Raw genomic sequence first — 26,356 nt, 5'->3', positions numbered from 1 at the left:
AGAAAAAATTGCACTGTCCTTATATAATATGTACCATATAGGAGAAAGAAAGTGGTGAAAAAAATGGATAAATCAATGCGTGACATGCAAAAAGAAGTAGATGACTACATCAGCCAGTTTAAAGAAGGCTATTTTAGCCCGCTTGCCATGATGGCACGCCTTACGGAAGAAATAGGAGAGCTTGCCCGTGAAGTGAATCATTATTACGGAGAAAAGCCGAAAAAATCTTCAGAAGAAGAAAAAACAATCGAAGAAGAACTCGGCGATGTGCTGTTCGTGGCGATTTGTCTAGCGAATTCACTAGATATTGATTTGCAGACAGCGCACGACCGGGTGATGAATAAATTCCAGACGAGAGACAAAGACCGCTGGACGAAAATTGAGGAGGAAAAATAAATGAGCAGCATTCGTGTCATTATTGCGGGCCCGCGCGGCCGCATGGGAATAGAGGCCATTAAAATGGTGATGGATACTCCGGAATTCGAGCTGGTGGCGGCACTTGATCGGAAATATGGCGGAGAAACACTGGAAGATATCGGGTTCACCGGTTCACAGGCGCCGATTTATACGGATGTAAAAGATTGTTTTTCCGAGCATCAGGCAGACGTGCTCATTGATTTGACGACGCCGGAATTTGGTTACTTACATACAAAAACAGCGCTTGAACACGGCATCCGTCCTGTTGTGGGGACGACTGGCTTCACCGATAATCAGCTGTTAGAATTAAAAGAGCTGTCGGAATCAAAAGAGCTTGGCTGCATTATCGCACCAAACTTCGCAATCGGTGCTGTCTTAATGATGAAATTTTCACAAATAGCGGCTAAATATTTCAGCGATGTGGAAATTATCGAGCTTCATCATGATAAAAAACTCGATGCCCCGTCCGGAACGGCTGTGAAAACGGCGCAAATGATAAACGACATTCGCGAACCGAAAAAACAAGGGCATCCTGATGAAAAAGAAACGATTCCGGGTGCGCGCGGAGCCGAAATGAGTGGCATGCATATTCATAGTGTCAGACTGCCTGGATTAATTGCCCATCAACAAGTGTTGTTCGGCGCAGATGGTGAAACGCTGACGATCCGCCACGATTCGTATAATCGGGCTTCCTTTATGTCCGGTGTGAAAGTGTGTGTGGAAACCGTTATGAAAACGAAAACGCTCGTGTATGGCCTTGAAAATATTTTAGATTAATGGGGGATTTCGATGAACATTGCACTTATTGCGCATGATAAGAAAAAAGATGACTTGATTGAATTTGTGGATCTTCATAAAGATATTTTTGGCTATCATACGCTTTTTGCGACGGGAACTACAGGAACCCGTGTAATGGAAAAAACAGGACTGGATGTTCACCGCTTTCAATCAGGACCGCTTGGAGGCGATCAGGAAATTGGCGCGAGGATTGCCCGTGGTGAAATGGACTTTGTCTTTTTCTTCCGTGATCCGCTTACTGCACAGCCACATGAGCCGGATGTAACGGCGCTTGTTCGTCTTTGTGACGTATATTCTGTGCCGCTTGCGACAAATCTTGGCACAGCGCGCGTTTTAATTGATGGGATTATTGAGGAACAGAGTGAATGATCGGCAGGGGAGATAGATGGGATTAAACATTGGTATTACATGCTATCCGACAGTAGGCGGATCAGGCGTTGTCGCAACAGAACTTGGCAAGCTGCTGGCGGAAAAAGGGCATACGATTCACTTTATTACATCGGCTGTTCCATTCAGGTTAAACCGGATGTATCATAATATCTTTTTTCACCAAGTAGAAGTCAATCAATATTCGGTTTTTCAGTATCCTCCTTATGATATTGCGCTGGCGAGTAAGATGGCCGATATCATACAGCGGGAAAAGCTTGATATTTTGCACGTCCATTATGCGATACCGCATGCGGTGTGCGCGATTTTGGCCAAACAAATGGCAAAGTCAAATGTGAAAATTGTCACGACGCTGCACGGAACAGACATTACGGTGCTCGGATCGGATTCTGCGCTCACGCCCGCGATTAAATTTGGCATTGAACAGTCGGATGCAGTAACAGCTGTGTCTGATTCTCTCGTTAGGCAGACGAAGGATATGATCGCGCCGGAAAAAGATATTGAGACAGTATACAACTTTATCGATGAGCGGGTGTATCGTCCGGTTTCAGCTTATCATTTAAAAAAAGAATTCGGGATTAGAGACGATGAAAAAGTCGTGATTCATGTATCCAATTTCCGGGCGGTGAAACGTGTGACAGATGTAGTAAAAGTGTTCGCCAATATCGCGGAACAAATGCCAGCGAAGCTGCTTCTTGTCGGGGACGGTCCCGAAATGACGGTCGTCTGCCGGCTGGCGGAATCACTTGGACTGGAAGGACGGGTGTTATATCTCGGCAAGCAGGACAATGTAGAAGAATTGTACGCGATTAGTGACGTAAAACTATTATTATCAGAGAAAGAAAGCTTTGGGCTTGTAGCGCTTGAAGCAATGGCGTGCGGAGTGCCGTGTATCGGAACAAACGCTGGCGGAATTCCCGAAGTCATTGAAGATGGAGAAAATGGTTTTGTGCGCCCGATTGGCGATATAAACGCCATTAGTGAAGCGGCTATTCAGTTGCTGACGAATGATTCGTTGTATACACGCATAAAACAGCGGGCGATCGAAACAGTTCAAGAACGATTTCATTCATCAGATATCGTGCGTCAATACGAAAGCGTCTATTACGGTCTGATAAAGGAGACTGTTCATGATTGAGCATCCTTTTTTTCAGCAGGCACTTCCGGTTATTGAACGTCTTGAAGAAGCTGGTTATGAAGCGTACTTTGTCGGCGGGGCGGTCCGCGATCTTTTTTTAAGTCGCCCCATTCATGATGTGGACATTGCTACATCGGCCACACCGCCTGAAGTGAAAAACGTCTTCACGCATACCGTTGATGTCGGCATCGATCACGGCACCGTTCTTGTTTTGCATAACGGGACCGGATTCGAAGTGACGACGTTTCGAACCGAATCTCTATACAGTGATTTCAGGCGGCCGGACCATGTTGAATTTGTCCGGTCTCTTTATGAGGATTTAAAGCGGCGTGATTTTACGATGAATGCCATGGCTATGAATAAAGACGGGGAATGGATTGACCCATTTCACGGGAAAGACGATATTCAAAAGGGCATTATTCGGACGGTTGGCCGTGCAGTCGAGCGTTTTTCAGAGGATGCGCTTCGAATGATGCGGGCAGCACGGTTTGTGAGCCAGCTGTCTTTTGACCTTGATGCTGAAACAAAACAAGCAATGACTGAAAATGCGCCGCTGCTTGGCCATATTGCCGTTGAGCGAAAGCTGAATGAAATGGATAAACTGTTGGCGGGACGTGACAAACACCGTGCCTTGTCTGTCCTCATTGAAACAACTTTATATCAATTCCTGCCAGGTTTAGCTGAACGGAAGCAGGCGCTTATCCGTTTAGCAGCATTGTCGCTTGAACGATTAACAGCGGAACAAGTATGGGTAACAGCGGCGTATTTATGTGCAAATAACGATGCAAAGTCATTTTTAACGGATTGGCGACTGCCGCAAAAAAGAATCAAGCGAATTGTCCGAAGTATCCATACATTAAAGCAGCTGCAGTCAGAAGGCGCCAGCGATTGGCTGTTCTTCCAGTCGGGGCTCCAATCAGCGGTTGACAGTACAATGGCTGCAGCCGTTTTGTCTGGTGAAGAAGTGGATATAAAAGAAGTGACCAGCCGCTTTGAATTGCTTCCGATCATAAGCCGCCGCGATCTTGCGATTACCGGAAAAGAGCTAATGGAGTGGGCGGACAAGCCACGCGGTGCGTGGATTAAAGATGTGCTTGAACGAACAGAACGAGCGGTTATCGCCGGTGATATTCGAAATGACCGAATGGAAATTGAAAGGTGGCTGCGCGCATGCAATCTTCTGTAAAACATAAGCTGCTTGAAGTGTTTTCAAAAGCAGATGGCGATTTTGTATCCGGTCAGGCGCTGGCAGACAGCATTGGCTGTTCAAGGACAGCGGTATGGAAGCATATTGAATCGCTGCGGCAGGAAGGCTTTGAATTGGAAGCGGTACGCAACAAAGGCTACCGGATCAAATCAAAGCCCGATAAAGTCAGTGAAAATGAATTATTGATCGGACTTGAAACAGAGCGTCTCGGTAAACACGTGGTGTTCAGAGAAACCGTTGAATCAACGCAAAAAGAAGCACATAAAATTGCGGAAGAAGCAGTTGAAGGGACACTTGTGATCGCGGAAGAGCAAACAGCAGGACGCGGCCGCATGACACGGCCGTGGCACTCCCCGAAATATACCGGCATTTGGATGAGCCTTATTTTAAAACCAGATTTACCGCCGTTTAAAGCACCACAATTTACGCTTATCGCAGCAGTTGCCGTGGCAGAAGCGATCCGTGATACGGCTGGACTGAATCCGGAAATTAAATGGCCGAATGATCTGCTTCTGAACGGAAAAAAAATTACCGGCATTTTAACAGAGCTTCAGGCGGATTCGGATCGAATCCGCTCCATTATTATTGGCATTGGCATGAATGTCAACCAGCAAACGTTTCCTGAGGAGCTGGCTGGCATTGCGACGTCGCTGGCGATTGAAAAAGGAGAGCCAGTACCGCGTGCAAAGCTCGTTCAAGCCATTTTAAAAAACATGGAAGTATATTATGCGGAATATATAGAAAACGGTTTTGGTACCATAAAAGAAAAATGGGAATCCTTTGCTGTTTCAATCGGACGACAGCTCATTGCCCGCACGATTAGCGGCACGATTCGGGGCAAAGCGCTCGGTATTACCGAAGAAGGCGTGCTAAAGCTTCAGGATGAGAACGGTGTCATTCATGACATTTATTCAGCGGATATCGAAATCGAACAGTAGTCAAATGAATGAGTGCCTGTTATAATAATCTTGAACAGGGCGGTATCATTCTTGAGCTGCACCGCGTTCAACTCGTATAGCGCGTTTCTATAAGACAAACACTGCCTTGATCCGGACGGACAGGGACAGAGGGTCGAAACATTCATCCGTTTATAACGGGTCCTTCTGCTCTTTTTCGGGCAGCAGGACCCTTTTTCGTTGTTTCGTCTCCTCTAATCAAAAGGAGGAAGCAAAATGAAGCGAACAGCAGATTTCAGCAAGATGAAAGCAAAACAAGATAAAATCGCCATGATTACGGCTTACGATTACCCGTCAGCGAAGCAGGCAGAAGCAGGCGCTGCGGACCTCATTTTAGTCGGTGACTCCCTTGGCATGACAGTGCTTGGATATGAATCAACCGTTTATGTCACAACGGAAGATATGGTACACCATACAAAAGCGGTAAAACGAGGTGCACGTGATACATTTGTCGTCACGGATATGCCGTTTATGACGTATCACGTGAATAAAGAACAAACACTTAATACGGCTCGCATGCTCATACAGGGCGGGGGAGCGGACGCGGTAAAACTTGAAGGAGCAGGAGAAATCGTAGACCGTGTGCGTGAATTAACAGCTGCCGGCATACCGGTATGCGCCCATCTTGGCCTTACCCCTCAGTCAGTTGGCGTTCTTGGCGGCTATAAAGTACAAGGGAAAACAGCCGAAGCGGCGCAGCGAATGCTAGAAGATGCAAAAGCAATGGAGCAGGCAGGGGCGTTTATGCTTGTTTTGGAATGTGTCCCGCACCAAGTCGCACAGTCTGTTGCCGCAGCACTTCAGATTCCAGTCATTGGAATCGGTGCGGGGACCGAAACAGACGGTCAAGTGCTTGTCTACCATGACATTATGCGCTATGGCGTCGGCCGGACAGCGAAGTTTGTAAAAAGCTATGCAAATTTTGACCAAGACGGAATCAAAGCGGTTTCTTCTTATGTCACAGATGTGAAAACAGGCGCGTTTCCGGAAAAAGCGCACACATTCACAATGAACGAAGACGAATTGGACCGGCTGTATGGAGGCGTGCGTTCATGAATATTATCCGGACGGTTGCGAGTTTAAAAAAAGAAGTCCGCTATTTTCAATTAGATAACCAATCAATCGGTTTTGTACCGACGATGGGTTTTTTGCATGAAGGGCATGTAACACTCGCCCGCAAGGCACGCAAGGAAAACGATGTTGTGATTATGTCTATTTTCGTTAATCCACTTCAATTTGGGCCAAATGAAGATTTTGAACGTTATCCGAGGGATGAAGCGCGGGATACAGCGCTAGCTGAAGAAGCAGGCGTCGATATTTTGTTTTTGCCGTCTGTTGAAGAAATGTATCCGGATGAGCCGTCGGTGACGCTGACGGTCCATAAACGAACAAACGCCCTATGCGGCTTAGCACGCGTTGGTCATTTTGATGGTGTGGCTACCGTGGTTATGAAATTATTTCATTTAACAGAAGCGGACCGGGCATATTTCGGCAAAAAAGATGCGCAGCAGCTTGCTGTTATTCACGGACTTGTAGACTCGTTAAACGTGTCGATCGAAATTGTGGACGTTGACACTGTAAGAGAGCCGGATGGACTGGCAAAAAGTTCACGCAACGTGTATTTGCTGCCGGAAGAGCGGGAAAAAGCGCCCGCGATTTACAAAGCGCTTCAGCTCGTGGCAGAGTCCATTAAAGCAGGTGAAACAAATATCGCCCATTTAAAGCAAAAAGCACGCCGCGTTTTGGAAGAGCAAACCGGTGCGGAAATTGATTATATGGAGATTTTGTCGTATCCGGAATTAGAGTCCCTAGATTCAGTTAGTGGCACGATTATCGCGGCCGCTGCTGTCAAATATAAAAATGCCAGATTAATTGATAATCTGATTTTACCGATGAAAGGAAGTGCACCATGTTTCGCACAATGATGAACGGGAAAATTCACCGTGCAACGGTGACAGAAGCCAACTTAAATTACGTCGGCAGCATTACCATTGATGAAGATTTGCTCGATGCAGCCGGCATGATGCCAAATGAAAAAGTGCAAATTGTTAATAACAACAACGGTGCGCGTCTCGAGACATATATTATCCCAGGCGAACGCGGCAGCGGCGTCATCTGTTTGAACGGAGCCGCCGCGCGTCTCGTTCAGCCGGGCGACACGGTGATTGTTATTTCATACGTTTTAGTGGCGGAGGAAAACGTAAAAAACCATAAGCCGAAAGTACTGATCATGGATGAACAAAACCGCATTGCCGATCTCTTGCATCAAGAACCGGCCGCAACCATTATGTAAATTTAAAGCCGCTGTTTAGCCAGCGGTCTTTTTTTGCGCATTTTTCCAGCTCTAGGCGCCCTCGAGGCCCATAGGATCTGGGTTACAAAAGCGTTGCGGCAGATGCCGCGTTCGTTCTTAGTTTTTGTTCCATTTACCTTACCCAGCGCCAAGCCCTTCTGGAGGCAAAAAAACGCCTCCGCCAGTGCTTTTCTTATGCTTGTCGCCGATAAGCGGGCACCTTTCGCTATTCTTGTGGTAAACTGATAAAGAATTTACTTAAAGGTGTGTTTGCCGTGATCAATGACGTACGATTTACAGTGGCAGATTTTGAAACGACCGGCCACTCTCATGCAAGCGGCGGCCGTATTATGCAGGCAGCTTTTGTTACCATTGAAGAAGGCCGAATTCAAGGCCAATACAATACATATTTAAATCCGGATGCGCCGATCCCGCCATTTATACAAGAATTAACCGGGATTGATGAAAAAACGGTCCAACAGGCACCATTTTTTAAGGACGAAGCCGGGCAGTTTCTGAAATGGCTTGCAGATTCGGTTTTTGTGGCTCATAACGTGTCTTTTGACTTAACGTTTTTAAATGGTGAACTGGAAGCGTCCGGACATCCGCCGTTTACCGGTCTTTTTATCGATACGGTGGAACTCGCGAAAATTGTTTTGCCAGCTTCAGACAGTTATAAGCTGGGCGATTTGTCTGATCAATTTGGACTGAGCCATATGCAAAAGCACCGGGCGGACAGTGATGCATACGCAACAGCAGAACTGTTTATTCAATTGGTAGAACGTCTGGAAGCACTTCCCCTGGTGACGATTGAACAATTATTAAAGCTGTCATCTGGTTTGAAAAGTGATATTCATATGCTGCTGTCCCGTATTGCGGCGGAGAAAAAAAAACGCGTGGAAATGTTATCGGATCAGTGGACTGTTTATCGTGGGCTTGCACTTCGAACAAAAAAACAGCCGGAAAAACGGACAGCAGACAGGTCGATTTCATTTCCGGAAAAGGAAGAAGAAAAATGGGTGCTGCTTTCCGGTGTGCCTGGAATGGAGCGCCGGCACGGGCAAATGCAGATGATGAATGCAGTGCAGCGCTTTTTTGAAAAAGGGCAGCATACTGTCATTGAAGCAGGTACCGGGACGGGCAAGTCACTTGCCTATTTGCTGCCGGCTATTTATGAAAGCCGGCGAAGCGGCCGGCCGGTCGTTGTTTCAACGTATACCGTCCTTTTGCAGCACCAGCTGCTGGAGCGGGAGCTTACGAAGCTGCAGATGATGCTGCCGTTTGATGTAAAAGCAGCAGTATTAAAAGGAAAGCGCCACTATTTAGACTTATCCCGCTTTGTCCGGTCGCTTCGGGAAAAAGAACGAAATTACGACCGGACGATGACGAAAATGCAAATGCTCGTCTGGCTGCTCGAAACAGAAACTGGTGACGGCGATGAGTTGAATCTGTCGTCAGGCGGGGCATTGTTTTGGAAAGAAGTGTGCCAGGCAGACGATTACATGAACAAAGCAAAACAAGCGTGGCGCAAGCATGATTTTGCCCGATACGCAAAAGAAGTGGCAGCAAGTGCCGACATTATTGTCACAAATCATTCGTTTTTAATTGCCGATATGAAAGCGGAAAAACCGCTTCTTCTGCCAGAGAGCTATATCATTATTGATGAAGCACACCGGTTTGAAAAAGCAGCGAGAGAGCGTCTTGGGCAGGAATTGTCGCTCGCACATCTGAAATTTTTGCTCGGAAAAATGGGTTCGGCGGAAGACCGGCGTCTTCTGTATCATCTGAACCGGATCGAATCAAAGCGTCTCGCTGAACGGCCGTCGGAGAAAGTGATGGCAGCCACTGCCGCTGTTTTAACAGAAGCGGAAGAATGGTTTGGCGTATTATCCGCTTTTTTTGAACGGCAAACATCTCGAATGAGCCATTCTAAGCGCCAGCAGGCTATTACAGAAGAAAGCCGAAACACTGCCGGCTGGCAGCAAATCGAATATGGCGCTGAACGATTATACAATTTGCTGTCACGTTTAATAGAAGCCGTGTCGGAGAAAATAACGCCTATTACGGATATCCGCAAGCAGCTGTCTGCTCGAGATGAATTGTATGTAGACGATATGCTTTTATTTTTAAAGAGGTGCCGGGGGTGGAATGAGCGGCTGTTTGAACTCATTTTTCGCCCCGATGAGGAAGAAGTCATTTGGATGGAAGGGGACGTCCGATCGCTGGCGAATACATTGACGATACGGACGCAGCCGGTTCAGCCTGGTTCACTCATTCAAGATTACTTGCTTGAACGGCATCATGTGCTGTTTACGTCGGCGACACTGACAGTTGAACAGTCTTTCCGCTTTTTTGCAGGCGAAATGGGATTGACGCCGCATCAGTACAGTGAATATGTTATCCCGTCGCCATTTGATTATGCGAACCATTGCCGAATCGTTATTCCGAATGATGTACCAGAAGTGAAAGAAACAGACAATGGCTCATACGCGCAGGCGGTCGCAGATTATATTATTGCAGCAGCAGAAACAGCAGGCGGTCGTATGCTCGTCTTATTTACATCGTTTGATATTTTGAAAAAAACACATGATTTTATTCGCGAAACAGAACTTCTGGCTGAATACGCCATTATTGCACAGGGCATTACGAATGGCAGTGTCGCCCGGCTGGCGAAAAATTTTCGGCAGTATGACAAAGCGATCTTGCTCGGTACAGGCGCGCTTTGGGAAGGAATCGATATTCCGGGCGAAGATTTATCGGTTTTGTTTATCGTCCGGCTGCCGTTTGCGCCGCCAGATGATCCGTTTATCGCCGCGAGGAGCGGGCAGCTGAAAAAAGAAGGAGAAAATCCATTTTCCGCTTATTCGCTGCCACAAGCGATTATTCGTTTTCGTCAAGGCTTTGGCCGGTTAATCCGCACAGAGTCGGACCGGGGGGTGGCGATCCTCTTTGACCGCCGCGTGCTGTCAAGCCGGTACGGAAAAGCGTTTCTCGAATCGATTCCAGACGTACCGGTGAAAGAACTGGATATTGCCGGTACGATGGAGCTCATAGAAAAGTGGCTGCCCAGGGAAAAATAGTTGCATGAGGTACGGCCATTCCTGCTATAATTTGAGCCAGGAGGGATTTTTTATGGAGTCAAAAATTGAAGTGCTCTCAACCGTGAAAGTTGAAAATAACGGTGACTTGTATAAACTTGTTGATACACTGAATCGGACGCTTAAGCGGGAAAATTTAATGTTTGGTCTTGCGCTTGATGCCGATGATCAGACAAAAGCAGTTTTTACAATTTATCGAACGTAAAGAACGTGGTGAATATGCGAACAAACTTTAAAAAATGGTTATTAATAATCGGAATTTCGTTGTTTCTCATTGTGATAATTGTATCTATACTGTATAATAATGCACAAAAACCGTATGAAAAAGCAAAAGAGACTGCTTTGACACAGCTTCAGGAAAAAGCTGCTCTTTCGCAAATCGACGATGTGTATCTTTATAACAGCACAACGGCGTATTATACGGGAACCGGGCAGGACGAAAGCGGACAGGATGTTGCGGTTTGGCTGGCACAGGATGGCAAGTCCGAACCGATCGTCCGCCCGTTGGGTGATGGTGTGACGGAGAAAGAAGCACGTGCTCTCTTCAAGGAGGAAGCGGGCAATGCGGATATTTTATCGCTTACGCTTGGCATGGAAGGCAAAACCCCTGTTTGGCTGTTTACATTTAAAAATGACAATGGCCGCTTGAATTATTATTATTTAACGTTTTCAGACGGAACATGGTGGAAAAAGGTTGAAAACATTTAACAGAATGGAGAATGGATTCATGGACGTACAATTAGCAGAACGCGTAAAAGCATTAACCCCATCAACAACGCTTGCGATTACCGCAAAAGCGAAAGAAATGAAAGCACAAGGCATTGATGTCATTGGGCTTGGCGCTGGTGAGCCGGATTTTAATACACCGGACCATATTATTGAAGCGGCGTATGAATCATTAAAAGATGGCCAAACGAAATATACACCGGCCGGAGGGCTCGCCGAACTGAAAAACGCGGTCATCGATAAATTCAAGCAGGATCAGGGCATTACATATAAGCCGAACGAAATCATTGTGACAACGGGCGCAAAACACGCGCTTTATAACTTATTTCAAGTGATTTTAAACGATGGCGACGAAGTCATCATCCCGACACCCTATTGGGTCAGTTATCCGGAGCAAGTGAAGCTTGCGGACGGTGTACCTGTTTATGTAGACGGCAAAGAATCCAATGACTTTAAAATTACACCGGAACAGCTTGAAGCAGCGATTACGAACAATACAAAAGCGGTTATCATTAACTCACCGTCGAATCCGACCGGCATGCTGTACTCAGCTGACGAGCTAAAAGCGCTTGGCGAAGTGGCCATCCGTCACAACATTTGGATCGTCTCCGATGAAATTTACGAAAAATTAGTGTACGAGGACAACAAACACGTGTCCATTGCCGAATTGTCTCCCGAATTAAAAGAACAAACGATCATCATTAACGGTGTTTCAAAATCCCATTCGATGACTGGTTGGCGGATCGGGTATGCCGCTGGAAACGCACAGGTGATTAAAGCCATGACAGATCTTGCAAGCCATTCAACGTCTAATCCGACATCGACTGCTCAATACGGCGCCATTGCCGCTTACACAGGCACACAGCAGCCGGTAGAAGAGATGAAAAAAGCATTTGAAGAACGCTTGAACATCATTCATGCAAAATTAACGGAAATCCCAGGAGTTACGTGTTTAAAACCACAAGGTGCGTTTTACTTGTACCCGAACGTAACAAAAGCAGCAGAATTAACAGGTCATGCCAATGTGGATGGCTTTGTGACGGCGCTCCTTGAAGAAGCAAACGTTGCAGTTGTGCCGGGCAGTGGTTTTGGCACGCCTCCAAACATCCGCTTATCATATGCAACGTCGCTTGAACTGCTTGAAAAAGCAGTTGACCGTATTGCGGATTATGTAAAAACAAACCAAAAAGGGTAATAATGATTAGAAAAGCAGTCCATTCGGGCGGCTTTTCTTTTTTTCCTGGTCCTAGTATAATATGAAGCATTGCGAAGGTTCGAGGTGGAATGGAAATGAAAGAAAAAGAAATGATGATTCGCTGGATGGAGCAAGGAGCCACAAGCGTACCGAACGTGCTGCTTGAAAACTACAAGCGGCTGTCTTTAAATGAGCAGGAAATGATGGTTCTTCTGCACATTTACTCCTATTCACAAAAAGGGATCACCTTCCCGAGTTTTGAAGAGCTGTCGAAACGGATGTCGATGTCTGCTTCTGACTGCGCGGGATGTGTGAAAAAGCTGATTCAAAAACAAGTAGTTGCGATTGTAGAGGGGAGTCAGACCGGCTATGAATTTTATTCGTTTGAGCCGCTTTGGAACAAGCTTGTCTCCCTATTTGAATCCGAAGCAAGAGGCCTGTCTGTTCAGCAGGCAATGGTAGAAGAAAAAGACTTATACAGTTTGTTTGAAGAAGAGTTTGGCCGGCCTCTTTCCTCCATTGAATGTGAAACGCTTGCGCTTTGGATTGACCAGGACGGCCATGAACCGCCTGTGATTAAAGCAGCTCTTCGGGAAGCGGTATTGTCCATGAAGCTGAATTTCCGCTATATGGACCGCATTTTATTTGAATGGAAAAAGCAAGGCATTAAAACGGTAGAGCAGGCGCGAGAACAAGGGAAAAAGTTTCGTAAGCCGGCTGGAGCTGAGCAGGTATCACGCTCGGAACATGCGGTGCCGTTTTACAATTGGCTGGAACAATAAGGAGAAAACAAGATGCTGAATAAAACTGACATTCGCCGCTGTCTGGATACGTTTGCGGAAATGTTTCCGGGAGCGCACTGCGAATTAAACCATAACAATCCCTTTGAGCTTGTTATTGCAGTGGCGCTGTCTGCGCAATGCACGGATGCGCTCGTCAATAAAGTGACGAAAGGGCTGTTCCAAAAGTATAAAACACCGGAGGACTATTTGTCGGTTCCGCTGGAGGAACTTGAGCAGGATATCCGCTCGATCGGCTTATACCGGAACAAAGCGAAAAATATTCAGAAGATGTCGCGGATGCTCATTGAAGAGCTCGGCGGTGTTGTACCCGAAACGCAGGATGAACTTGAGAAGCTGCCAGGTGTCGGCCGTAAAACAGCGAATGTCGTCGCGTCTGTCGCATTTGGCGTTCCGGCAATTGCCGTAGATACGCATGTTGAACGGATTTCGAAGCGGCTGGGTTTTTGCCGCTGGAAAGACAATGTGACAGAAGTCGAAAAAACGTTAATGCGCAAAATCCCAAAAGAGGAATGGTCGGATACGCATCACCGGATGATTTTTTTTGGTCGGTATCACTGCAAAGCACAGTCGCCGAACTGCCCCGAATGCCCGCTGCTTGATTTGTGTCGGGAAGGGAAAAAAAGAATGAAGCTCGGTGGTGTCCGTAAATGAATGTATTGATTCCAAAAGAGCTTCGTTATTTTTCGGATGAAACACATGTGGAAATGCCGGACTCAGTCTGTTTTTATCCATATTTTTTGTACGAGCTGAGCGGTGACAAACCGTGGGAATGGGAAAAAAGCGGGCTGCCGTTGCTGCAGTCCGCATGGGACGAAATGGAGACGGCGCTTGATGAAAAACAACGTGCCCGCAGCAAAGATGTGAAAAGAGAAGTCGATGCGCTATTGGCGATGTTTTTTATGGCATTGTTTTGGGTGAACGGACAGCCGTCAGCGCCAGTGTTATGGAAAGAAAAAGAAGCGGATTTCGCCGTAAAGCCAATTAATTTTCGTGAGCGATTTACGTACATCGACAGCCGGCCGTATACATATATGGCTTACCGGCAGTTAATAGAATTGATGACAGAATTAAAAAAAGCAGCGGCTGTTTATGCAATAAAAAACCCCCGATGAGAGTATATTATCATCGGGGGTTTCGTCTTTTATTCGGATGGAGCTGTATCAACCTCAGGCGCGGGTTCAGGTTCACTGTCCCCATTGCCTTGTACCGCTCCATCTCCATTGTTATTTCCGTTACCATTTGTATTGTCTTCTGCTGGAACTTCTGTATCTGGCTCCTCTGGCTCTGTCGGTTCCGGCTCAGGCTCAGGCTCAGGCTCTGGTTCTGCCGGTTCCGGCTCAGGCTCTGGTTCTGCCGGTTCCGGTTCAGGCTCTGCCGGTTCCGGCTCAGGCTCTGGTTCCGGCTCCGGTTCTGCTGTTTGACCGCCAGGTATGGTTACAGAAGTCGAAGCGGAATCGACACTTTGGCCGTCTACGATGGCTGTAACCGTAATCGAATAGGTTTCACCAGGCTGTCCGCTGCTAAAGACGGTAGAAAAGCCGCCAATCGACTGCGTTTCTAGGCCATTCGATACACTAAAGGATGGGCTGCCATCGCCGTTATACGACCAGGAAACGGACATATTGCCGCTTGCATCAGCAGTGGCGGACAAACCAGTTACCGCACCACCTGATGTTTCCTCTTCCGGCTGTTCTTCTTCTTCTTCTTCTGTTTCTTCTTCCTCTTCTTCCGGCTCTACTGGCGGCTTTGACCGTTTCGGCTGTTCGCCACGAATAAATAATTCGTACGTTTTGTTGCTGTCTGAGACGCCATTTCCGGCAACGGCGGCCGGATTTGATCCCTTAATGATCGGAAGTTCCACGACACTGTCTGGTTTTTCAAAGTCAGGTGTGTCGACATCTTCTGATACTTTAGTCATCAGCTGCTTAAAGAGTTCTTTGGCAATCTGCTGGCTTTCTTTTGACAAATATTCCGTTCTGCTTTCGTATCCGGTCCAAATAGCGGCGGTATAATTTGTTGTGTAGCCAACAAACCACGCATCCGGTGATGCACTGGATGGGAAATCATATTGTGCGAGTTCATCATCTGTGTAGTTCGTCGTTCCGGTTTTGCCTGCCATATGAAGAGATGGAATATTTGCGGCTGTACCCGTTCCGTAATTAACAACGCTTTTTAGCATGTCTGTCACCATATAAGCGGTGTAGTCGTTCATCGCAGGTTCTGACGTTACATCGTTTTTAACGACCGTGCCATCTGCAAGCGTTACTTTTGTGACAGTATGCGGCTCGTTATAAATACCGCCATTTCCAAACGCTGCATAAGCACCGGCCATTTGCAACGGTGAAATACCTTCATCACCGTCCATTGCGCCAATTCCATACGATTCATATTCGTTTTCTAATTTGATGCCGAGCTTGCCGGCAAATTCATAAGCATCGTCAAATCCGACTTCCTGGAATGTGCGGACGGCCGGCGTATTTTTCGAACGCGCCAGTGCATCGCGCATCGACATCATGCCTGCATAAGAGCCGCCGGCATTTCCGACTGAACCGCCGCCTGAATATTGAAGCGGGCTATCTTCTACCTGCTCGTATGTGGACCATTTTAAATAGTCAATCGCTGGTCCGTAATCCAAAATAGGCTTGATGGTGGAACCTGGCTGGCGTTTAATATCTGTCGCATAGTTTAAGCCGCGCTGCACTTCCTGGTTGCGGCCGCCGCCAATCGCCCGGATTGCACCAGTCTGTGTATCTGTCAATGCAATACCTGCTTGGAACAGCTCGCTCGGATAATTCATCGACTCATCGCTGTTGAGCAGCTTATACATGTATTCCTGCGCTTCTTTGTCGAGTGTTGTTTCAATCGTTAACCCGTCTGTATACGGGTTATAGCCCATGGCTCCCACTTCCTCAATCACAAGATCAACGAAGGCATCATATTCTGGATCGATTCCTGATTTGCTGACAGGCTTGTCCAAAAGATAATCTGTAATGTTCTGAGCCTGCGCTTCTTCCATCTCAGAAGCGGAAATTTTGTCATGCTGATTCATTAGGGAGAGAACTAGATCTTTCCGTTTTTCAGCGTTTTCCGGATGTTCAAATGCATTGTAGTTATTCGGGCTTTGCGGCATACCTGCAAGATAAGCGGCTTCCGGAAGAGACAACTCGCTTAGTTCTTTACTGAAATAATAATCCGCCGCCGCTTTAACACCGTTAATTCCACCGGACATAAAAATTTTGTTTACGTACATTTCGAAAATTTCTTCTTTTGAGTATTCCTGCTCCAGTTTATAAGCAAGATATGCTTCCTGGGCTTTCCGTTTCAGTGTTTTATCAGGTGATAAAAATGACATCTTGACAACCTGCTGGGTAATGGTACTCGCTCCCTGTGAGCCGAAGCCTTCCGTGACGTTTTTCACAACCGCCCCGGCAAGACGGACCGGATCAATTCCTTTATGTTCAAAGAAGCGGCTGTCTTCTGTCGCAATAAACGCATCGCGGACTAAAAGAGGAATGTCGTCGTATGCTACGTAATCACGGCGTTCTGCACCGATATTGGTCAGGAGCGTTCCACCATCGTAATTAATTTTGGACGAAATCGGGTCTTTTAACAGTGCTTCGTCAATGTCAGGCGTGTCTTTCACATAGTACGCAAATAAACCAGCGCCGCTGATCAAGAGGAACAAGGCAAGTAAACCCACCAAGAGAAGGATTCTTTTCAAGATCACTTGCTTTTTGCTTGCGGTTGCTTTTGGTGCTTTCGCTGTTTTTGGTGTTTTTGGTTTTCTTTGGATGCGGACCAGCTTTTTCTTTTGCTGGTTCCGCTTTTCGGTTCTCGATTTGTATTCGTCAGACATATGTCTTTTTTCCTCGCTTTCAAAATTAAAAGTATATATCCTCCACTGCATCTAAAAACGGAATGCGCGGAGAGAGACCCAGTTTAAGTGCTGCACTGCAATCAGCGAGTTCCGCTTTTGTAATTGATTTGCGGCCGCCATCATGCATACGTTCCCAAAAGCCATTCAATGTATAAAACGGCAAAAAAAACAGCTCGTCCGTTTTTGAAAATCGGATAATCACAAACGCAATGCCGCCATGCTCGTCGACTTGTTTCATGTGTGCAATTTGGTGGGCGTGAAAATTTTTCAGAGGAAACGACGTCGTGTTGTTCGTTTCTTTCGCTTCAAAATCAATATACTTTCCTTTATATACCCCGTTGTAATCCGTTGTAGAGGCCTGTCTGAAATACGCTTCTTTAATAACAGCTGCACTTCTCGCCGGGTAATCCACCTGGACGATTTGAATAGGCACGGGTTTTTTATGAATGACCGCCATGTTTCGGCTTAAATAATACGCATTCGTTTCATTAATGTCGTCTTCGAGCGTCATGCCGCGGTTTGAAAACACAGGATCTTTTTTCGGCTGTGTCGATTCAGACGTATGAGCCGGCCGCGTATATTGTTTACCATTTGGATAGCGGATCGCCATCTCATTCCCTCCTCTTGAATCCAATCAATATCATACCACATGAGCGAACAAATCGCCTGTTTGAAAAGACATATTGCTTTATGCCTTTTTCTGAAGACTGTAGATTGAAAAAAAACTATCTTTCCGCTATTATATTAATATAGGACGTTATGATGCTAGTAAGGCAGGTGAGCCGTTATGAGCAAAGAAACAGAAAAAATCGCTGCTCTTCAAGAAGAAAACCGGTTATTAAAAGAAGAACTTGCAGAATATAAACAAATTGTAAAAGATGTTTCAGCACCAATCATTCCGTCGATCATCCCGGAAACCATTTTAGTCCCGATTACGGGGAAGTTATCGCAAGACCGCTTTGAGACTATTATCTCATCGCTTATGAACGCCTGTTATGAGAACGAGGTCGAAACGGTGATTATTGATTTTACTGCCATTTCTAAAAAAGAAATTGGGGAAACCGCTGTACTCGGCCAATCAATCGATCATTTGATAAACTCCTTAAATTTGATGGGAGCAGAGACATTTTTAGTGGGATTCACGCCGGATTTCACACAAGATTTAATGCGAAGCGGCATGCGGATCCGGACTGATTTAAATACTTTTTTAACATTCCGGAGCGCTCTCCAGTTTTTAATAAAGAAAAAAGGAATGGTGTTTGCATAATTTGTCGCATACCTACTTTCTTTGACGTCTGTACACTAGTTTTGTCAGGACGGCAGGACATTCGCTTTGCTCGGCGAATCCTTTTAGTCAATACGGCAAAGGGGTGAAGGTGATGACGAAAGAAGAGTGGATGGAGCGGTTGAACGAATTGGAAAAAGATACATTGGAGCTTGAGCAACGGTTGAAAATGAGAGTGGCGGATGAGCGAAGCCGCAAAATCGCTGGCTTTCGAATTCGTGCAGAACGCGTCCACAATCGTCTGCTTCTCGTCGAAGAAGGAGCACGCTTTTTATGTGGAGATACTGTACTGCCGCTTAAGCAAGCTGCCGGTTCTATTTGAAATGAGGGTTACGAAGTGTCTTTATATGAAAAAACAGTGAAACTAAGTAAATTAATTGTACGGGCAAAAGCTATTTATGAAGCACAACGCGAATCAAAAGAAGAAGCTGATTTTTTTGGAACGGTAAAGCCATTTGCAGACGAAGTGGATGCCGCAGCAGATCTGTGGGAGCAAGAAGCTCTTTTATTTTTACAGGAGCATCCGCAAAAATACGTGCATGCCGCTCAAATTGTGCAGGCGGCGGACAACGCGCGAAGGGTTGGAGCATATGCCCACTTTTTTGATACGGGAAAAGCGAAATTTATTCAATCAGCGGATTCGGCCTTATACGTGCTTGAATCGCTGGACAATTGCATAAAAGAATAAAGGACGCGGCACTGCGTTCTTTTTTTTGCTTTTAAAAAGATCGTTTGTTCGATATTATAGGATCAAAGGCTAAAAACGCCGCGTTGTGTGGATCTAAGGATAAGAGAGGTGTAAATCATCATGTGGAAAAAAACTCTTTCAGATATTATTACGGAGCTGCGCAATGATGAAAACGTCATTCACTGGCATGAGCTGGAGCCGATAGAAGCGAAAACGCGTCCAATGCCGATATTCATTGATGAACGGCTTCGGGCTGCACTGGAAGCGCGTCGTGTCCGCGATTTATATACGCATCAATACTCTGCTTTTGAAGCGGTGCAGCAAGGTGAAAATATCGTTGCTGTCACGCCGACGGCTTCCGGTAAAACGCTTTGCTACAATTTGCCGGTGCTGCAAAAAATTGCGGAAGACAGTGCGAGCCGCGCGCTTTATTTATTTCCGACGAAAGCACTTGCGCAAGATCAAAAAAGTGAATTAAATGAGATCATTGCAGAAATGGGTGCTGATATTAAAAGCTTTACATATGACGGGGACACGTCGCCGGCGATCCGGCAAAAAGTTCGGCAGGCCGGACATATTGTCATGACCAATCCGGATATGCTTCATTCCGCTATTTTGCCAAACCATACGAAATGGGTCAGCTTGTTTGAAAACCTAAAATACATTGTGATCGATGAATTGCATACGTATCGCGGTGTATTTGGGAGCCATGTGGCGAATGTAATTCGTCGTTTAAAGCGAATTTGCTCATTTTATGGAAGCAGTCCGCAGTTTATTTGTACATCGGCGACAATCGCCAACCCAAAAGAACTGGCGGAACAATTAACTGGCAGCCCGATGCGTTTGATCGACAATAATGGGGCACCTCGCGGACGGAAGCATTTTGTTTTTTACAATCCGCCGGTTGTGAACGAACCGCTTAACATTCGCAGGAGCGCAACTGTCGAAGTGAACAGGCTGGCGCGAGAGTTTTTAAAAAACCAAATTCAAACCATTATTTTCGCGAGAAGCCGAGTCCGAGTAGAAATTATTTTGAGCCATATTCAAGAGCTTGTAAAGCGGGACATCGGACCAAAAACGATCCGTGGCTATAGAGGCGGCTATTTGCCGAAAGAACGGCGCGCGATTGAGAAAGGACTCCGTGACGGCGACATTTTAGGGGTGGTCAGCACCAATGCACTCGAGCTTGGGGTTGATATCGGCCAGCTGCAAGTGTGCGTGATGACGGGGTATCCGGGCAGTGTTGCGAGCACGTGGCAGCAAGCGGGTCGTGCCGGCCGGCGTCATGGAGAAGCCGTTATCATTATGGTAGCGAGTTCTACACCTATTGATCAGTACGTCGTTCAAAACCCGGATTACTTTTTTGAACGAAACCCAGAAACGGCCCGCATTAATGCTGAAAATTTAATTATTTTGGTTGATCATTTAAAATGCGCAGCGTATGAGCTGCCGTTTCAGGAAGATGAATCGTTTGGACCGATGGATGTGACTGATGTGCTCGATTACTTGCGGGAAGAGCGTGTTCTTCATTACAATGGAGGCAAATACCACTGGTCGCATGAATCGTTTCCGGCAACGAATATCAGCCTTCGTTCTGCCACGCAGGAAAATGTTGTCATTGTCGATCAATCAGAGACAGCCAACGTGAAAATTATCGGTGAAATGGACCGGCTGAGTGCGATGACACTTTTGCATGATGAAGCGATTTATTTGCATGAAGGCGTTCAATTTCAAGTAGAGAAGCTTGATTGGGAGCACAAAAAAGCGTACGTCCGTCGAGTAGATGTGGAATACTACACCGATGCGAATTTGGCGGTTCAGCTAAAAGTCCTAGAAATTGATCGGACGAAAGAGCGGCCGTTGTCTGCCGTTCATTATGGAGATGTGACCGTTAACATTTTGCCGACGATATTTAAAAAGATTAAAATGACGACGTTTGAGAATATTGGTTCCGGGCCGATTACGCTGCCGGAAGAAGAAATTCATACAAGCGCGGTTTGGCTCGAGCTGAATATCGAAGAGCCGGAAAAGTCACTGGAGCATTTGCTGATGGGCATTGCCAACGTTTTGCATCATATTGTTCCGATTCATACGATGTGTGACAAAAGCGACATTCATGTTGTGTCACAAATTAAAGCGGCGCATACGGGACTTCCGACGATTTTTCTCTATGATCATTATCCGGGGGGCATCGGTCTTGCAGAAGATGTGTATAAACGGTTTGATGACGTAAAAGAAGCCGCGAAAGACCTTATTCGAAAATGTCCGTGTCAGAATGGCTGTCCATCATGTGTCGGTATGGGCTTTGACGGGATGGATGTAAAGCGAAAAAGCATGGAACTGCTCGACCAGTTTTAAGGGGTGGCAAAGATGAGCATGGCAAAGAAGCTGCAGCGGCTGAAAAAGCACATTGTGCGTGAGGAGCCGTCTGCATCAAAACAGGAACCGCCGGAAGGCATCCGTTTTTGGGACGTATGGGAATCGGCTGGGGCAGAACTGTTTGAACTTGACGGCGAATATTGCATCACACGCGAAACGCATTATGCTCTTGATGCGGCACATGGTTTTTATACATTCAAGGATGCAAAAAAAACAATTGATCAATGGTCAGCGTTTGACAGTTATCACCCATTGTCAGCGAAAGGATTTCAACCATCAGATTTGTTCTTTTTTGATATTGAAACAACTGGTTTAAGCGGCACCGGGAGTGTTATTTTTTTACTTGGGACGGCACGAATTCATGAAAATCAAGTAACAGTGAAACAATACTTTTTGCCTTCACCGGGTAATGAAACGGCGCTTTATGCGAAGTTTTTACAGGAAACGGATTATACAACGCTTGTGACGTATAACGGAAAATCGTTTGATTGGCCACAAGTAAAATCACGCCATACATTTGTGCGTGACAAGGTGCCGGCACTGCCGGCTTTTGGCCATTTCGATTTATATCATGCATCCCGTCGGCTTTTTAAACATACAATGGAATCGGTCAAGCTCGTCAATGTGGAAAAAGGGCACCTTGGGCTTGAGCGAGTAAATGATGTGCCGGGACACCTGGCGCCGATCATTTATTTTGATTTCCTAGAGCGAGGCGACCCGGAAGGTGTGTTGCAGGTAATGAAGCACAACGAGCGGGATATTTTAAGCTTGATTACGCTTTATACGCACATTAGCCGGCTTGTGCTCGATGAAAGAGCTCTAGTTGATGATCAAACGGCACTTGAAGTAGGGAAGTGGTTTGAGGCGTCGGGCAACAGCGCGGCCGCAAAAGAATCGTTCGAAAAGTCGACTGCAAGCAGGCAGGAAGAAGTGGCGCTTGACGCAGCATTTCGGCTCGCTATGCAGCTTAAGCGGGAGCAGTCTTTTGAAGCAGCTGTGTCATTATTTACCCGTGTACGCGAGTCAAATGGGGACCGGTCTATTGAAGCGGCAATTGAATTGGCGAAAGTGTATGAACATAAGTGGAAAGATATCCCTAAAGCATTACGAGAAACCGAATGGGCGCTTGAGCAGAAACTAGAAAAAGAAGCGATAACATGTGCATTGGAACACCGTTTGCATCGTTTGGAAAAAAAGTTGTCGAAATAACGCGAAAATTGCTGTCATATAGTTGTAACTTTTTTGAAAACAACGTAAAATAATAAATGGTTGGTTTTCAGATAGACTAAAAATATGGGGTGAATGACAGGTTGTATCGTGCAATTTTATTTTTATTTTTCGTTTTTGTCGGCTTAACTGCATTCGTATTGACGAATTTAAAAGATAGTTTCTATGCTTTTTTGTAGGAAAGAAAAAGCCCGCTGAGGCCTGCTTTCCAATTGACAAAAGACCTTGTTTTTGAAACAATTAATGAAAACAGGCAGGACTCAATGAAGGTGGTGCAAGGCAATGTTATCGGAAAAAATTAAATTAACGGGAAAAGATATTCTTGAAAAAGAATTTAAAACGGCTATGCGTGGATACAGTCCCGATGAAGTGGATCAATTTTTAGACCTTGTCATAAAAGATTATGAAGTATTTCAGCAGGCGATTGAAGAATTGCAGCAGGAAAACTTGCGCCTGAAAAAAGAAAACAGTACGATTTCGGCCCGGAAACCTGTTCCGGAAGCGCCGATTCGCCAGCAGCAACCGGCCCCTGGTTCGACTAATTTTGATATTTTAAAACGGTTATCGAACTTAGAACGCCACGTTTTTGGCGATCGTCTTCATAACGAATAATTTTCCATTGCGAAATAGCGTTTCTTCTTTTATAATTAAGAAATGAAATCGAATAGCGTTTGGGTAATCGCTGCTGTCTTAACGGCTGCAGAGGAAAGTCCATGCTCGCACAGTGCTGAGATGCCTGTAGTGATCGCGCCTGGCGAAACCATAAGCCAGGGCAGCATTTATTGCTGACGGCAGGGAAAACACCTAAGTCTTTAAGATATGGTGTGAATACTTTGAAAGTGCCACAGTGACGTAGCTTTGCCAGAAATGGCAAAGGTGGAACGAGGTAAACCCCGTGAGCGAGCAACCCAAATTTTGGTAGGGGCACTTTCCAGACGGAAATGAACGGATGGAGAGGCGAAAAGCACTTGTTTTTTCGCAGATAGATGATTGCCGCCGGAGTACGAGGCCGTACCCTGGCCGCCTGCAGTACGATGGAACAAAACATGGCTTACAGAACGTTATTCAGGGTTTAAATTCAAAAGACACAGCTCTCCTTTATAGGAGAGCTTTTGTTCTATTTGACAAGGCTGGCCTCTTTATGAAAATGATCAATAATAAGTAAGTGACGTGATTGTCGAACATACTAATGCAAAGAAATTATTTTTCTAATTCCGTACTGTTTTCAAAACGGATTAATTTTTTATTCGAAGAACTGCCAAATGAACCGAAATGAAAAGAGGTTATACATGTATACATTAATTGCGACGGCTGCGATGGGACTTGAAGCGATCGTGGCCAAAGAAGTAAAAGATCTCGGTTATGAGCCGCGTACAGAAAATGGAAAAATATATTTTGAAGGTGACGCTTCGGCTATCGCCCGCTGCAATATGTGGCTGCGGACCGCAGATCGTGTCAAAGTCGTAGTAGCGGAATTTTATGCAAAAACGTTTGATGAGCTTTTTGAAAAAACGAAAGCCTTGCGGTGGGAGGATTATTTGCCAAAAGATGCTTCGTTTCCAGTGCAGGGGAAATCAGTTAAATCAACTCTGTTCAGCGTCTCAGACTGCCAGGCAATTGTGAAAAAAGCAATTGTAGAACGGTTGAAATCCGCTTATCACGTAGAGACGTGGCTGGCGGAAACAGGCGCCCGCTTTCCGCTTGAAGTGGCCATTTTAAAAGATAAAGTGACTCTGACGATGGATACGAGCGGGGCCGGCCTTCACAAACGCGGCTACCGGACAGGGCAGGGGGAAGCGCCCCTGAAAGAAACACTGGCAGCAGCACTGGTAAAACTGACAAACTGGCACCCGGATAAGCCGTTTGTGGATCCATTCGCCGGCTCTGGTACGATTCCGATTGAAGCCGCATTAATTGGTCAAAATATTGCGCCCGGCTTTAACCGCGAATTTGTGTCTGAACAATGGAGCTGGATCGATGAACGCGTATGGGACGAGGCGCGTATAGAAGCGGAAGACAAAGCAAACTACGATCAGCCGCTTGATATCGAAGGGCTTGACATTGATCCGAAAATGGCAGAAATCGCAAAAGCAAATGCGTTTGAAGCAGGGCTCGGCGACCTGATTCAATTTCGGACAGGAGACGCAACGGCATTCCAAACGGATAAAGAATATGGCGTGATTGTCGGCAACCCGCCATATGGTGAACGTCTCAGCGACCGCCCCGGCGTCGAAAAGCTGTATGCAGATTTGGGATACGCGTTTAAGAAACTCGATACATGGTCAATTTACATATTGACGTCTCTTGAAGAATTTGAAGATGTATACGGCCGGCCGGCGACGAAAAAACGAAAGCTGTTTAATGGCTTTATCCGCTGCGATTATTATCAATACTGGGGGAAACGTCCACCCCGCCGCGACTAACTAAACACAATGTGGTGAAACTGGACACAAACGAGGATCAGTGGACACAATCAGGAAAAACTAGACATAAATCCAGCTGAATGGAAAAAATCATGGGAAGCTTAAAAATGGGCAGGGAGCGAATCCAGCTGGATGACGCCCCTGTCCGTTTATAAACTTACCACGTTACGTTTGGTAAGGGGAAATTGTTTGAATCGTCCCGTCTTCGTTATATGTTAATTCTGTAAATTTTACACTACGTTTATGATTCACTCCATCTGATAAAGAACAGTCATGATAAAATAAATACGGTTTGCCGTCGACATGCACAATCGAATGATGCGTTGTCCATCCTAATACCGGCTCCAGTATTTTGCCTTTATACGTATACGGCCCTTGTGGATTTTGGCTCATGGCATAAACAATATAATGAGTGGTGCCGGTAGAATAAGACAAATAATAACAACCATTATGCTTATGAACCCATGCTCCTTCAAAAAATCTTCTTTCTTCATCGCTCGCAAAAATAGGGCTTCCATCCTCATCAAGAATATAAATTTCCTGAGGCGCTTCTTTAAATGTCAGCATATCTTCACTTAATTCTGCCACCATCGGTCCTAAAGCGGGAGCTGATGGATCAGGCCCTTCATCAGCCGGATCGAACGTTCCGGACTGCCACTTTTCCAGCTGGCCGCCCCATAGGCCGCCGAAATACATGTAGGCTTTTTGGTCATCGTCTATAAGCACAGCGGGATCAATGCTGAAGCTGCCGGGAATATAGCTTTCCTGCGGCGTAAATGGACCGGCTGGATGAGGACTTGTGGCAACGCCAATCCGGAAAATGTCGTCATGGTCTCTGGCAGGGAAAAATAAATAGTACATATTGTTTTTATAAGCAGCATCTGGTGCCCACATTTGTTTTTTTGCCCATGGCACATCTTTTACATGCAGCACTTCGCCATGGTCTATACAAGGAGAATCAAAATCATCCATTGACAGGACATGATAATCTTCCATTTTGTATTGATCCCCATTGTCATTGGAAGGGTCGTCATGATCCAAGTCATGAGAAGGATAAATATAAATCTTTCCTTCAAATACATGGGCAGAAGGATCAGCTGTATAAATGTGGGTGACTAAAGGGGTATTGGGTTTAACAGTAGTTTCCATTTTGTATCGCCTGCTTTCTGAAAAGATGGATAAAACAAATTATGGCTGGAAGTCTTGCAAAAACGGAATTCTTTTTATATAGTTTGTTCGAACGACAAACTAACTTCAATTGTTTATTATACGGATCTCTATCAAAGAGATCAAGGTTTTTTGTATTCGTTTTCATTTTCTAAAATTAAAGAAACTGCTTGATTATCAGAGATGAGCGGTCTCACCTCATCATCAAGAAAAAATAAAAATTAATTATTCGAATTTACTGAAAAAATGATAAACTATATAGTAAAATTATGGTTTATAATATTGAACACTT

Annotated in this window: 26 protein-coding genes and 1 other RNA gene; 24 read left to right on the top strand and 3 right to left on the bottom strand. The window is 45.7% G+C overall.

Going from position 1 to position 26,356, the window contains the following annotated elements; genetic code table 11:
• Positions 1–63 precede the first annotated feature (63 nt).
• The 16 genes from NLX67_RS12390 to NLX67_RS12315 all read left to right on the top strand — a co-directional run bounded on the left by NLX67_RS12390 (position 64) and on the right by NLX67_RS12315 (position 14,130).
• Entirely contained in the window at positions 64–396 is a 333-nt protein-coding gene (locus NLX67_RS12390) for a nucleotide pyrophosphohydrolase (protein WP_254312027.1), read from the top strand.
• The gene (gene dapB, locus NLX67_RS12385) at positions 397–1,194 is read left to right on the top strand and encodes a 4-hydroxy-tetrahydrodipicolinate reductase (RefSeq protein WP_254311949.1); all 798 of its coding nucleotides are present in this window, start codon (positions 397–399) and stop codon (positions 1,192–1,194) included.
• Positions 1,195–1,206: 12 nt separating this feature from the next.
• Complete coding sequence (gene mgsA / locus NLX67_RS12380) at positions 1,207–1,584, top strand: methylglyoxal synthase (RefSeq protein WP_046180519.1); 378 nt, start codon at positions 1,207–1,209, stop codon at positions 1,582–1,584.
• A 16-nt stretch (positions 1,585–1,600) separates the two neighbouring features.
• Entirely contained in the window at positions 1,601–2,740 is a 1,140-nt protein-coding gene (gene bshA / locus NLX67_RS12375; protein WP_046180520.1) for an N-acetyl-alpha-D-glucosaminyl L-malate synthase BshA, read from the top strand.
• Positions 2,733–3,926: a CCA tRNA nucleotidyltransferase gene (locus NLX67_RS12370; protein ID WP_256519818.1), complete on the top strand. Its 1,194-nt coding sequence runs from the start codon at positions 2,733–2,735 to the stop codon at positions 3,924–3,926. The genes bshA and NLX67_RS12370 overlap by 8 nt, the downstream gene beginning before the upstream one ends.
• Positions 3,911–4,885, top strand: a complete 975-nt coding sequence (locus NLX67_RS12365) for a biotin--[acetyl-CoA-carboxylase] ligase (protein WP_046180521.1) — start codon at positions 3,911–3,913, stop codon at positions 4,883–4,885. Before NLX67_RS12370 ends, NLX67_RS12365 begins: the two co-directional genes overlap by 16 nt.
• A gap of 234 nt (positions 4,886–5,119) precedes the next feature.
• Entirely contained in the window at positions 5,120–5,959 is an 840-nt protein-coding gene (gene panB, locus NLX67_RS12360) for a 3-methyl-2-oxobutanoate hydroxymethyltransferase (RefSeq protein ID WP_254311948.1), read from the top strand.
• Positions 5,956–6,828 carry a pantoate--beta-alanine ligase gene (gene panC / locus NLX67_RS12355; protein WP_254311947.1) on the top strand — a complete coding sequence of 291 codons (873 nt, stop codon included), beginning with the start codon at positions 5,956–5,958 and terminating at the stop codon, positions 6,826–6,828. Before panB ends, panC begins: the two co-directional genes overlap by 4 nt.
• Positions 6,813–7,196 carry an aspartate 1-decarboxylase gene (gene panD, locus NLX67_RS12350; protein ID WP_046180524.1) on the top strand — a complete coding sequence of 128 codons (384 nt, stop codon included), beginning with the start codon at positions 6,813–6,815 and terminating at the stop codon, positions 7,194–7,196. Before panC ends, panD begins: the two co-directional genes overlap by 16 nt.
• Before the next feature lie 275 nt (positions 7,197–7,471).
• On the top strand, positions 7,472–10,276 hold the full coding sequence (gene dinG, locus NLX67_RS12345) for an ATP-dependent DNA helicase DinG (RefSeq protein WP_254311946.1): 2,805 nt from the start codon (positions 7,472–7,474) through the stop codon (positions 10,274–10,276).
• Positions 10,277–10,328: 52 nt separating this feature from the next.
• Positions 10,329–10,499, top strand: a complete 171-nt coding sequence (locus NLX67_RS12340; protein WP_082091560.1) for a YpmA family protein — start codon at positions 10,329–10,331, stop codon at positions 10,497–10,499.
• 137 nt (positions 10,500–10,636) lie between these two features.
• Positions 10,637–11,002 (top strand): cell wall elongation regulator TseB-like domain-containing protein, encoded by a 366-nt coding sequence (locus tag NLX67_RS12335; protein ID WP_172645578.1) that lies wholly within the window; start codon positions 10,637–10,639, stop codon positions 11,000–11,002.
• 19 nt (positions 11,003–11,021) lie between these two features.
• Entirely contained in the window at positions 11,022–12,215 is a 1,194-nt protein-coding gene (locus NLX67_RS12330; RefSeq protein ID WP_254311945.1) for a pyridoxal phosphate-dependent aminotransferase, read from the top strand.
• A 95-nt stretch (positions 12,216–12,310) separates the two neighbouring features.
• The gene (locus NLX67_RS12325; RefSeq protein ID WP_254311944.1) at positions 12,311–12,997 is read left to right on the top strand and encodes a DnaD domain-containing protein; all 687 of its coding nucleotides are present in this window, start codon (positions 12,311–12,313) and stop codon (positions 12,995–12,997) included.
• 12 nt (positions 12,998–13,009) lie between these two features.
• Complete coding sequence (gene nth, locus NLX67_RS12320; RefSeq protein WP_254311943.1) at positions 13,010–13,669, top strand: endonuclease III; 660 nt, start codon at positions 13,010–13,012, stop codon at positions 13,667–13,669.
• Positions 13,666–14,130 carry a YpoC family protein gene (locus NLX67_RS12315; RefSeq protein ID WP_254311942.1) on the top strand — a complete coding sequence of 155 codons (465 nt, stop codon included), beginning with the start codon at positions 13,666–13,668 and terminating at the stop codon, positions 14,128–14,130. The genes nth and NLX67_RS12315 overlap by 4 nt, the downstream gene beginning before the upstream one ends.
• Positions 14,131–14,159: 29 nt before the next feature.
• Here the strand turns inward: NLX67_RS12315 and NLX67_RS12310 are convergent, their stop codons facing one another.
• Positions 14,160–16,874: a transglycosylase domain-containing protein gene (locus NLX67_RS12310; RefSeq protein ID WP_254311941.1), complete on the bottom strand. Its 2,715-nt coding sequence runs from the start codon at positions 16,872–16,874 to the stop codon at positions 14,160–14,162.
• A gap of 25 nt (positions 16,875–16,899) precedes the next feature.
• Positions 16,900–17,505, bottom strand: coding sequence for a Holliday junction resolvase RecU (gene recU, locus NLX67_RS12305; protein ID WP_254311940.1), 606 nt, complete (start codon positions 17,503–17,505; stop codon positions 16,900–16,902).
• 177 nt (positions 17,506–17,682) lie between these two features.
• On the opposite strand from recU, the gene NLX67_RS12300 reads away from it, so the two are divergent.
• The 8 genes from NLX67_RS12300 (at position 17,683) to NLX67_RS12260 (ending at position 24,897) form a co-directional block, all read left to right on the top strand.
• On the top strand, positions 17,683–18,162 hold the full coding sequence (locus tag NLX67_RS12300; protein ID WP_254311939.1) for an STAS domain-containing protein: 480 nt from the start codon (positions 17,683–17,685) through the stop codon (positions 18,160–18,162).
• 112 nt (positions 18,163–18,274) lie between these two features.
• Complete coding sequence (locus NLX67_RS12295; protein WP_046180532.1) at positions 18,275–18,502, top strand: hypothetical protein; 228 nt, start codon at positions 18,275–18,277, stop codon at positions 18,500–18,502.
• A 15-nt stretch (positions 18,503–18,517) separates the two neighbouring features.
• A complete protein-coding gene (locus NLX67_RS12290; protein ID WP_254311938.1) occupies positions 18,518–18,868 on the top strand; it encodes a DUF1798 family protein in 351 nt (116 codons plus the stop codon).
• Positions 18,869–18,988: 120 nt separating this feature from the next.
• Positions 18,989–21,226 carry a DEAD/DEAH box helicase gene (locus NLX67_RS12285; protein WP_254311937.1) on the top strand — a complete coding sequence of 746 codons (2,238 nt, stop codon included), beginning with the start codon at positions 18,989–18,991 and terminating at the stop codon, positions 21,224–21,226.
• Positions 21,227–21,238: 12 nt separating this feature from the next.
• Positions 21,239–22,456: a ribonuclease H-like domain-containing protein gene (locus tag NLX67_RS12280; protein WP_254311936.1), complete on the top strand. Its 1,218-nt coding sequence runs from the start codon at positions 21,239–21,241 to the stop codon at positions 22,454–22,456.
• Between the two features lie 300 nt (positions 22,457–22,756).
• The gene (gene gpsB, locus NLX67_RS12270) at positions 22,757–23,086 is read left to right on the top strand and encodes a cell division regulator GpsB (protein ID WP_046180536.1); all 330 of its coding nucleotides are present in this window, start codon (positions 22,757–22,759) and stop codon (positions 23,084–23,086) included.
• A gap of 55 nt (positions 23,087–23,141) precedes the next feature.
• Positions 23,142–23,533: RNase P RNA component class B (gene rnpB / locus NLX67_RS12265), an RNA gene on the top strand.
• 230 nt (positions 23,534–23,763) lie between these two features.
• A complete protein-coding gene (locus NLX67_RS12260; protein WP_254311935.1) occupies positions 23,764–24,897 on the top strand; it encodes a THUMP domain-containing class I SAM-dependent RNA methyltransferase in 1,134 nt (377 codons plus the stop codon).
• Positions 24,898–25,062: 165 nt separating this feature from the next.
• Here the strand turns inward: NLX67_RS12260 and NLX67_RS12255 are convergent, their stop codons facing one another.
• Complete coding sequence (locus NLX67_RS12255; RefSeq protein WP_254311934.1) at positions 25,063–26,046, bottom strand: glycoside hydrolase family 43 protein; 984 nt, start codon at positions 26,044–26,046, stop codon at positions 25,063–25,065.
• Positions 26,047–26,356 lie beyond the last annotated feature (310 nt).

It is taken from the genome of Domibacillus sp. A3M-37 (assembly GCF_024213455.1).
Classification (GTDB): Bacteria; Bacillota; Bacilli; order Bacillales; family Domibacillaceae; genus Domibacillus; species Domibacillus tundrae.
This window is presented reverse-complemented; position numbering and strand designations above follow the sequence as displayed.

Excerpts from the sequence above, each read along its gene's own strand:
- NLX67_RS12390 (WP_254312027.1), top strand. The coding sequence starts at position 64 with ATGGATAAATCAATGCGTGACATGCAAAAAGAAGTAGATGACTACATC.
- dapB (WP_254311949.1), top strand. The coding sequence starts at position 397 with ATGAGCAGCATTCGTGTCATTATTGCGGGCCCGCGCGGCCGCATGGGA.
- mgsA (WP_046180519.1), top strand. The coding sequence starts at position 1,207 with ATGAACATTGCACTTATTGCGCATGATAAGAAAAAAGATGACTTGATT.
- bshA (WP_046180520.1), top strand. The coding sequence starts at position 1,601 with ATGGGATTAAACATTGGTATTACATGCTATCCGACAGTAGGCGGATCA.
- NLX67_RS12370 (WP_256519818.1), top strand. The coding sequence starts at position 2,733 with ATGATTGAGCATCCTTTTTTTCAGCAGGCACTTCCGGTTATTGAACGT.
- NLX67_RS12365 (WP_046180521.1), top strand. The coding sequence starts at position 3,911 with ATGCAATCTTCTGTAAAACATAAGCTGCTTGAAGTGTTTTCAAAAGCA.
- panB (WP_254311948.1), top strand. The coding sequence starts at position 5,120 with ATGAAGCGAACAGCAGATTTCAGCAAGATGAAAGCAAAACAAGATAAA.
- panC (WP_254311947.1), top strand. The coding sequence starts at position 5,956 with ATGAATATTATCCGGACGGTTGCGAGTTTAAAAAAAGAAGTCCGCTAT.
- panD (WP_046180524.1), top strand. The coding sequence starts at position 6,813 with ATGTTTCGCACAATGATGAACGGGAAAATTCACCGTGCAACGGTGACA.
- NLX67_RS12340 (WP_082091560.1), top strand. The coding sequence starts at position 10,329 with ATGGAGTCAAAAATTGAAGTGCTCTCAACCGTGAAAGTTGAAAATAAC.
- NLX67_RS12330 (WP_254311945.1), top strand. The coding sequence starts at position 11,022 with ATGGACGTACAATTAGCAGAACGCGTAAAAGCATTAACCCCATCAACA.
- NLX67_RS12325 (WP_254311944.1), top strand. The coding sequence starts at position 12,311 with ATGAAAGAAAAAGAAATGATGATTCGCTGGATGGAGCAAGGAGCCACA.
- nth (WP_254311943.1), top strand. The coding sequence starts at position 13,010 with ATGCTGAATAAAACTGACATTCGCCGCTGTCTGGATACGTTTGCGGAA.
- NLX67_RS12315 (WP_254311942.1), top strand. The coding sequence starts at position 13,666 with ATGAATGTATTGATTCCAAAAGAGCTTCGTTATTTTTCGGATGAAACA.
- NLX67_RS12310 (WP_254311941.1), bottom strand. The coding sequence starts at position 16,874 with ATGTCTGACGAATACAAATCGAGAACCGAAAAGCGGAACCAGCAAAAG.
- recU (WP_254311940.1), bottom strand. The coding sequence starts at position 17,505 with ATGGCGATCCGCTATCCAAATGGTAAACAATATACGCGGCCGGCTCAT.
- NLX67_RS12300 (WP_254311939.1), top strand. The coding sequence starts at position 17,683 with ATGAGCAAAGAAACAGAAAAAATCGCTGCTCTTCAAGAAGAAAACCGG.
- NLX67_RS12295 (WP_046180532.1), top strand. The coding sequence starts at position 18,275 with ATGACGAAAGAAGAGTGGATGGAGCGGTTGAACGAATTGGAAAAAGAT.
- NLX67_RS12285 (WP_254311937.1), top strand. The coding sequence starts at position 18,989 with ATGTGGAAAAAAACTCTTTCAGATATTATTACGGAGCTGCGCAATGAT.
- NLX67_RS12280 (WP_254311936.1), top strand. The coding sequence starts at position 21,239 with ATGAGCATGGCAAAGAAGCTGCAGCGGCTGAAAAAGCACATTGTGCGT.
- gpsB (WP_046180536.1), top strand. The coding sequence starts at position 22,757 with ATGTTATCGGAAAAAATTAAATTAACGGGAAAAGATATTCTTGAAAAA.
- NLX67_RS12260 (WP_254311935.1), top strand. The coding sequence starts at position 23,764 with ATGTATACATTAATTGCGACGGCTGCGATGGGACTTGAAGCGATCGTG.
- NLX67_RS12255 (WP_254311934.1), bottom strand. The coding sequence starts at position 26,046 with ATGGAAACTACTGTTAAACCCAATACCCCTTTAGTCACCCACATTTAT.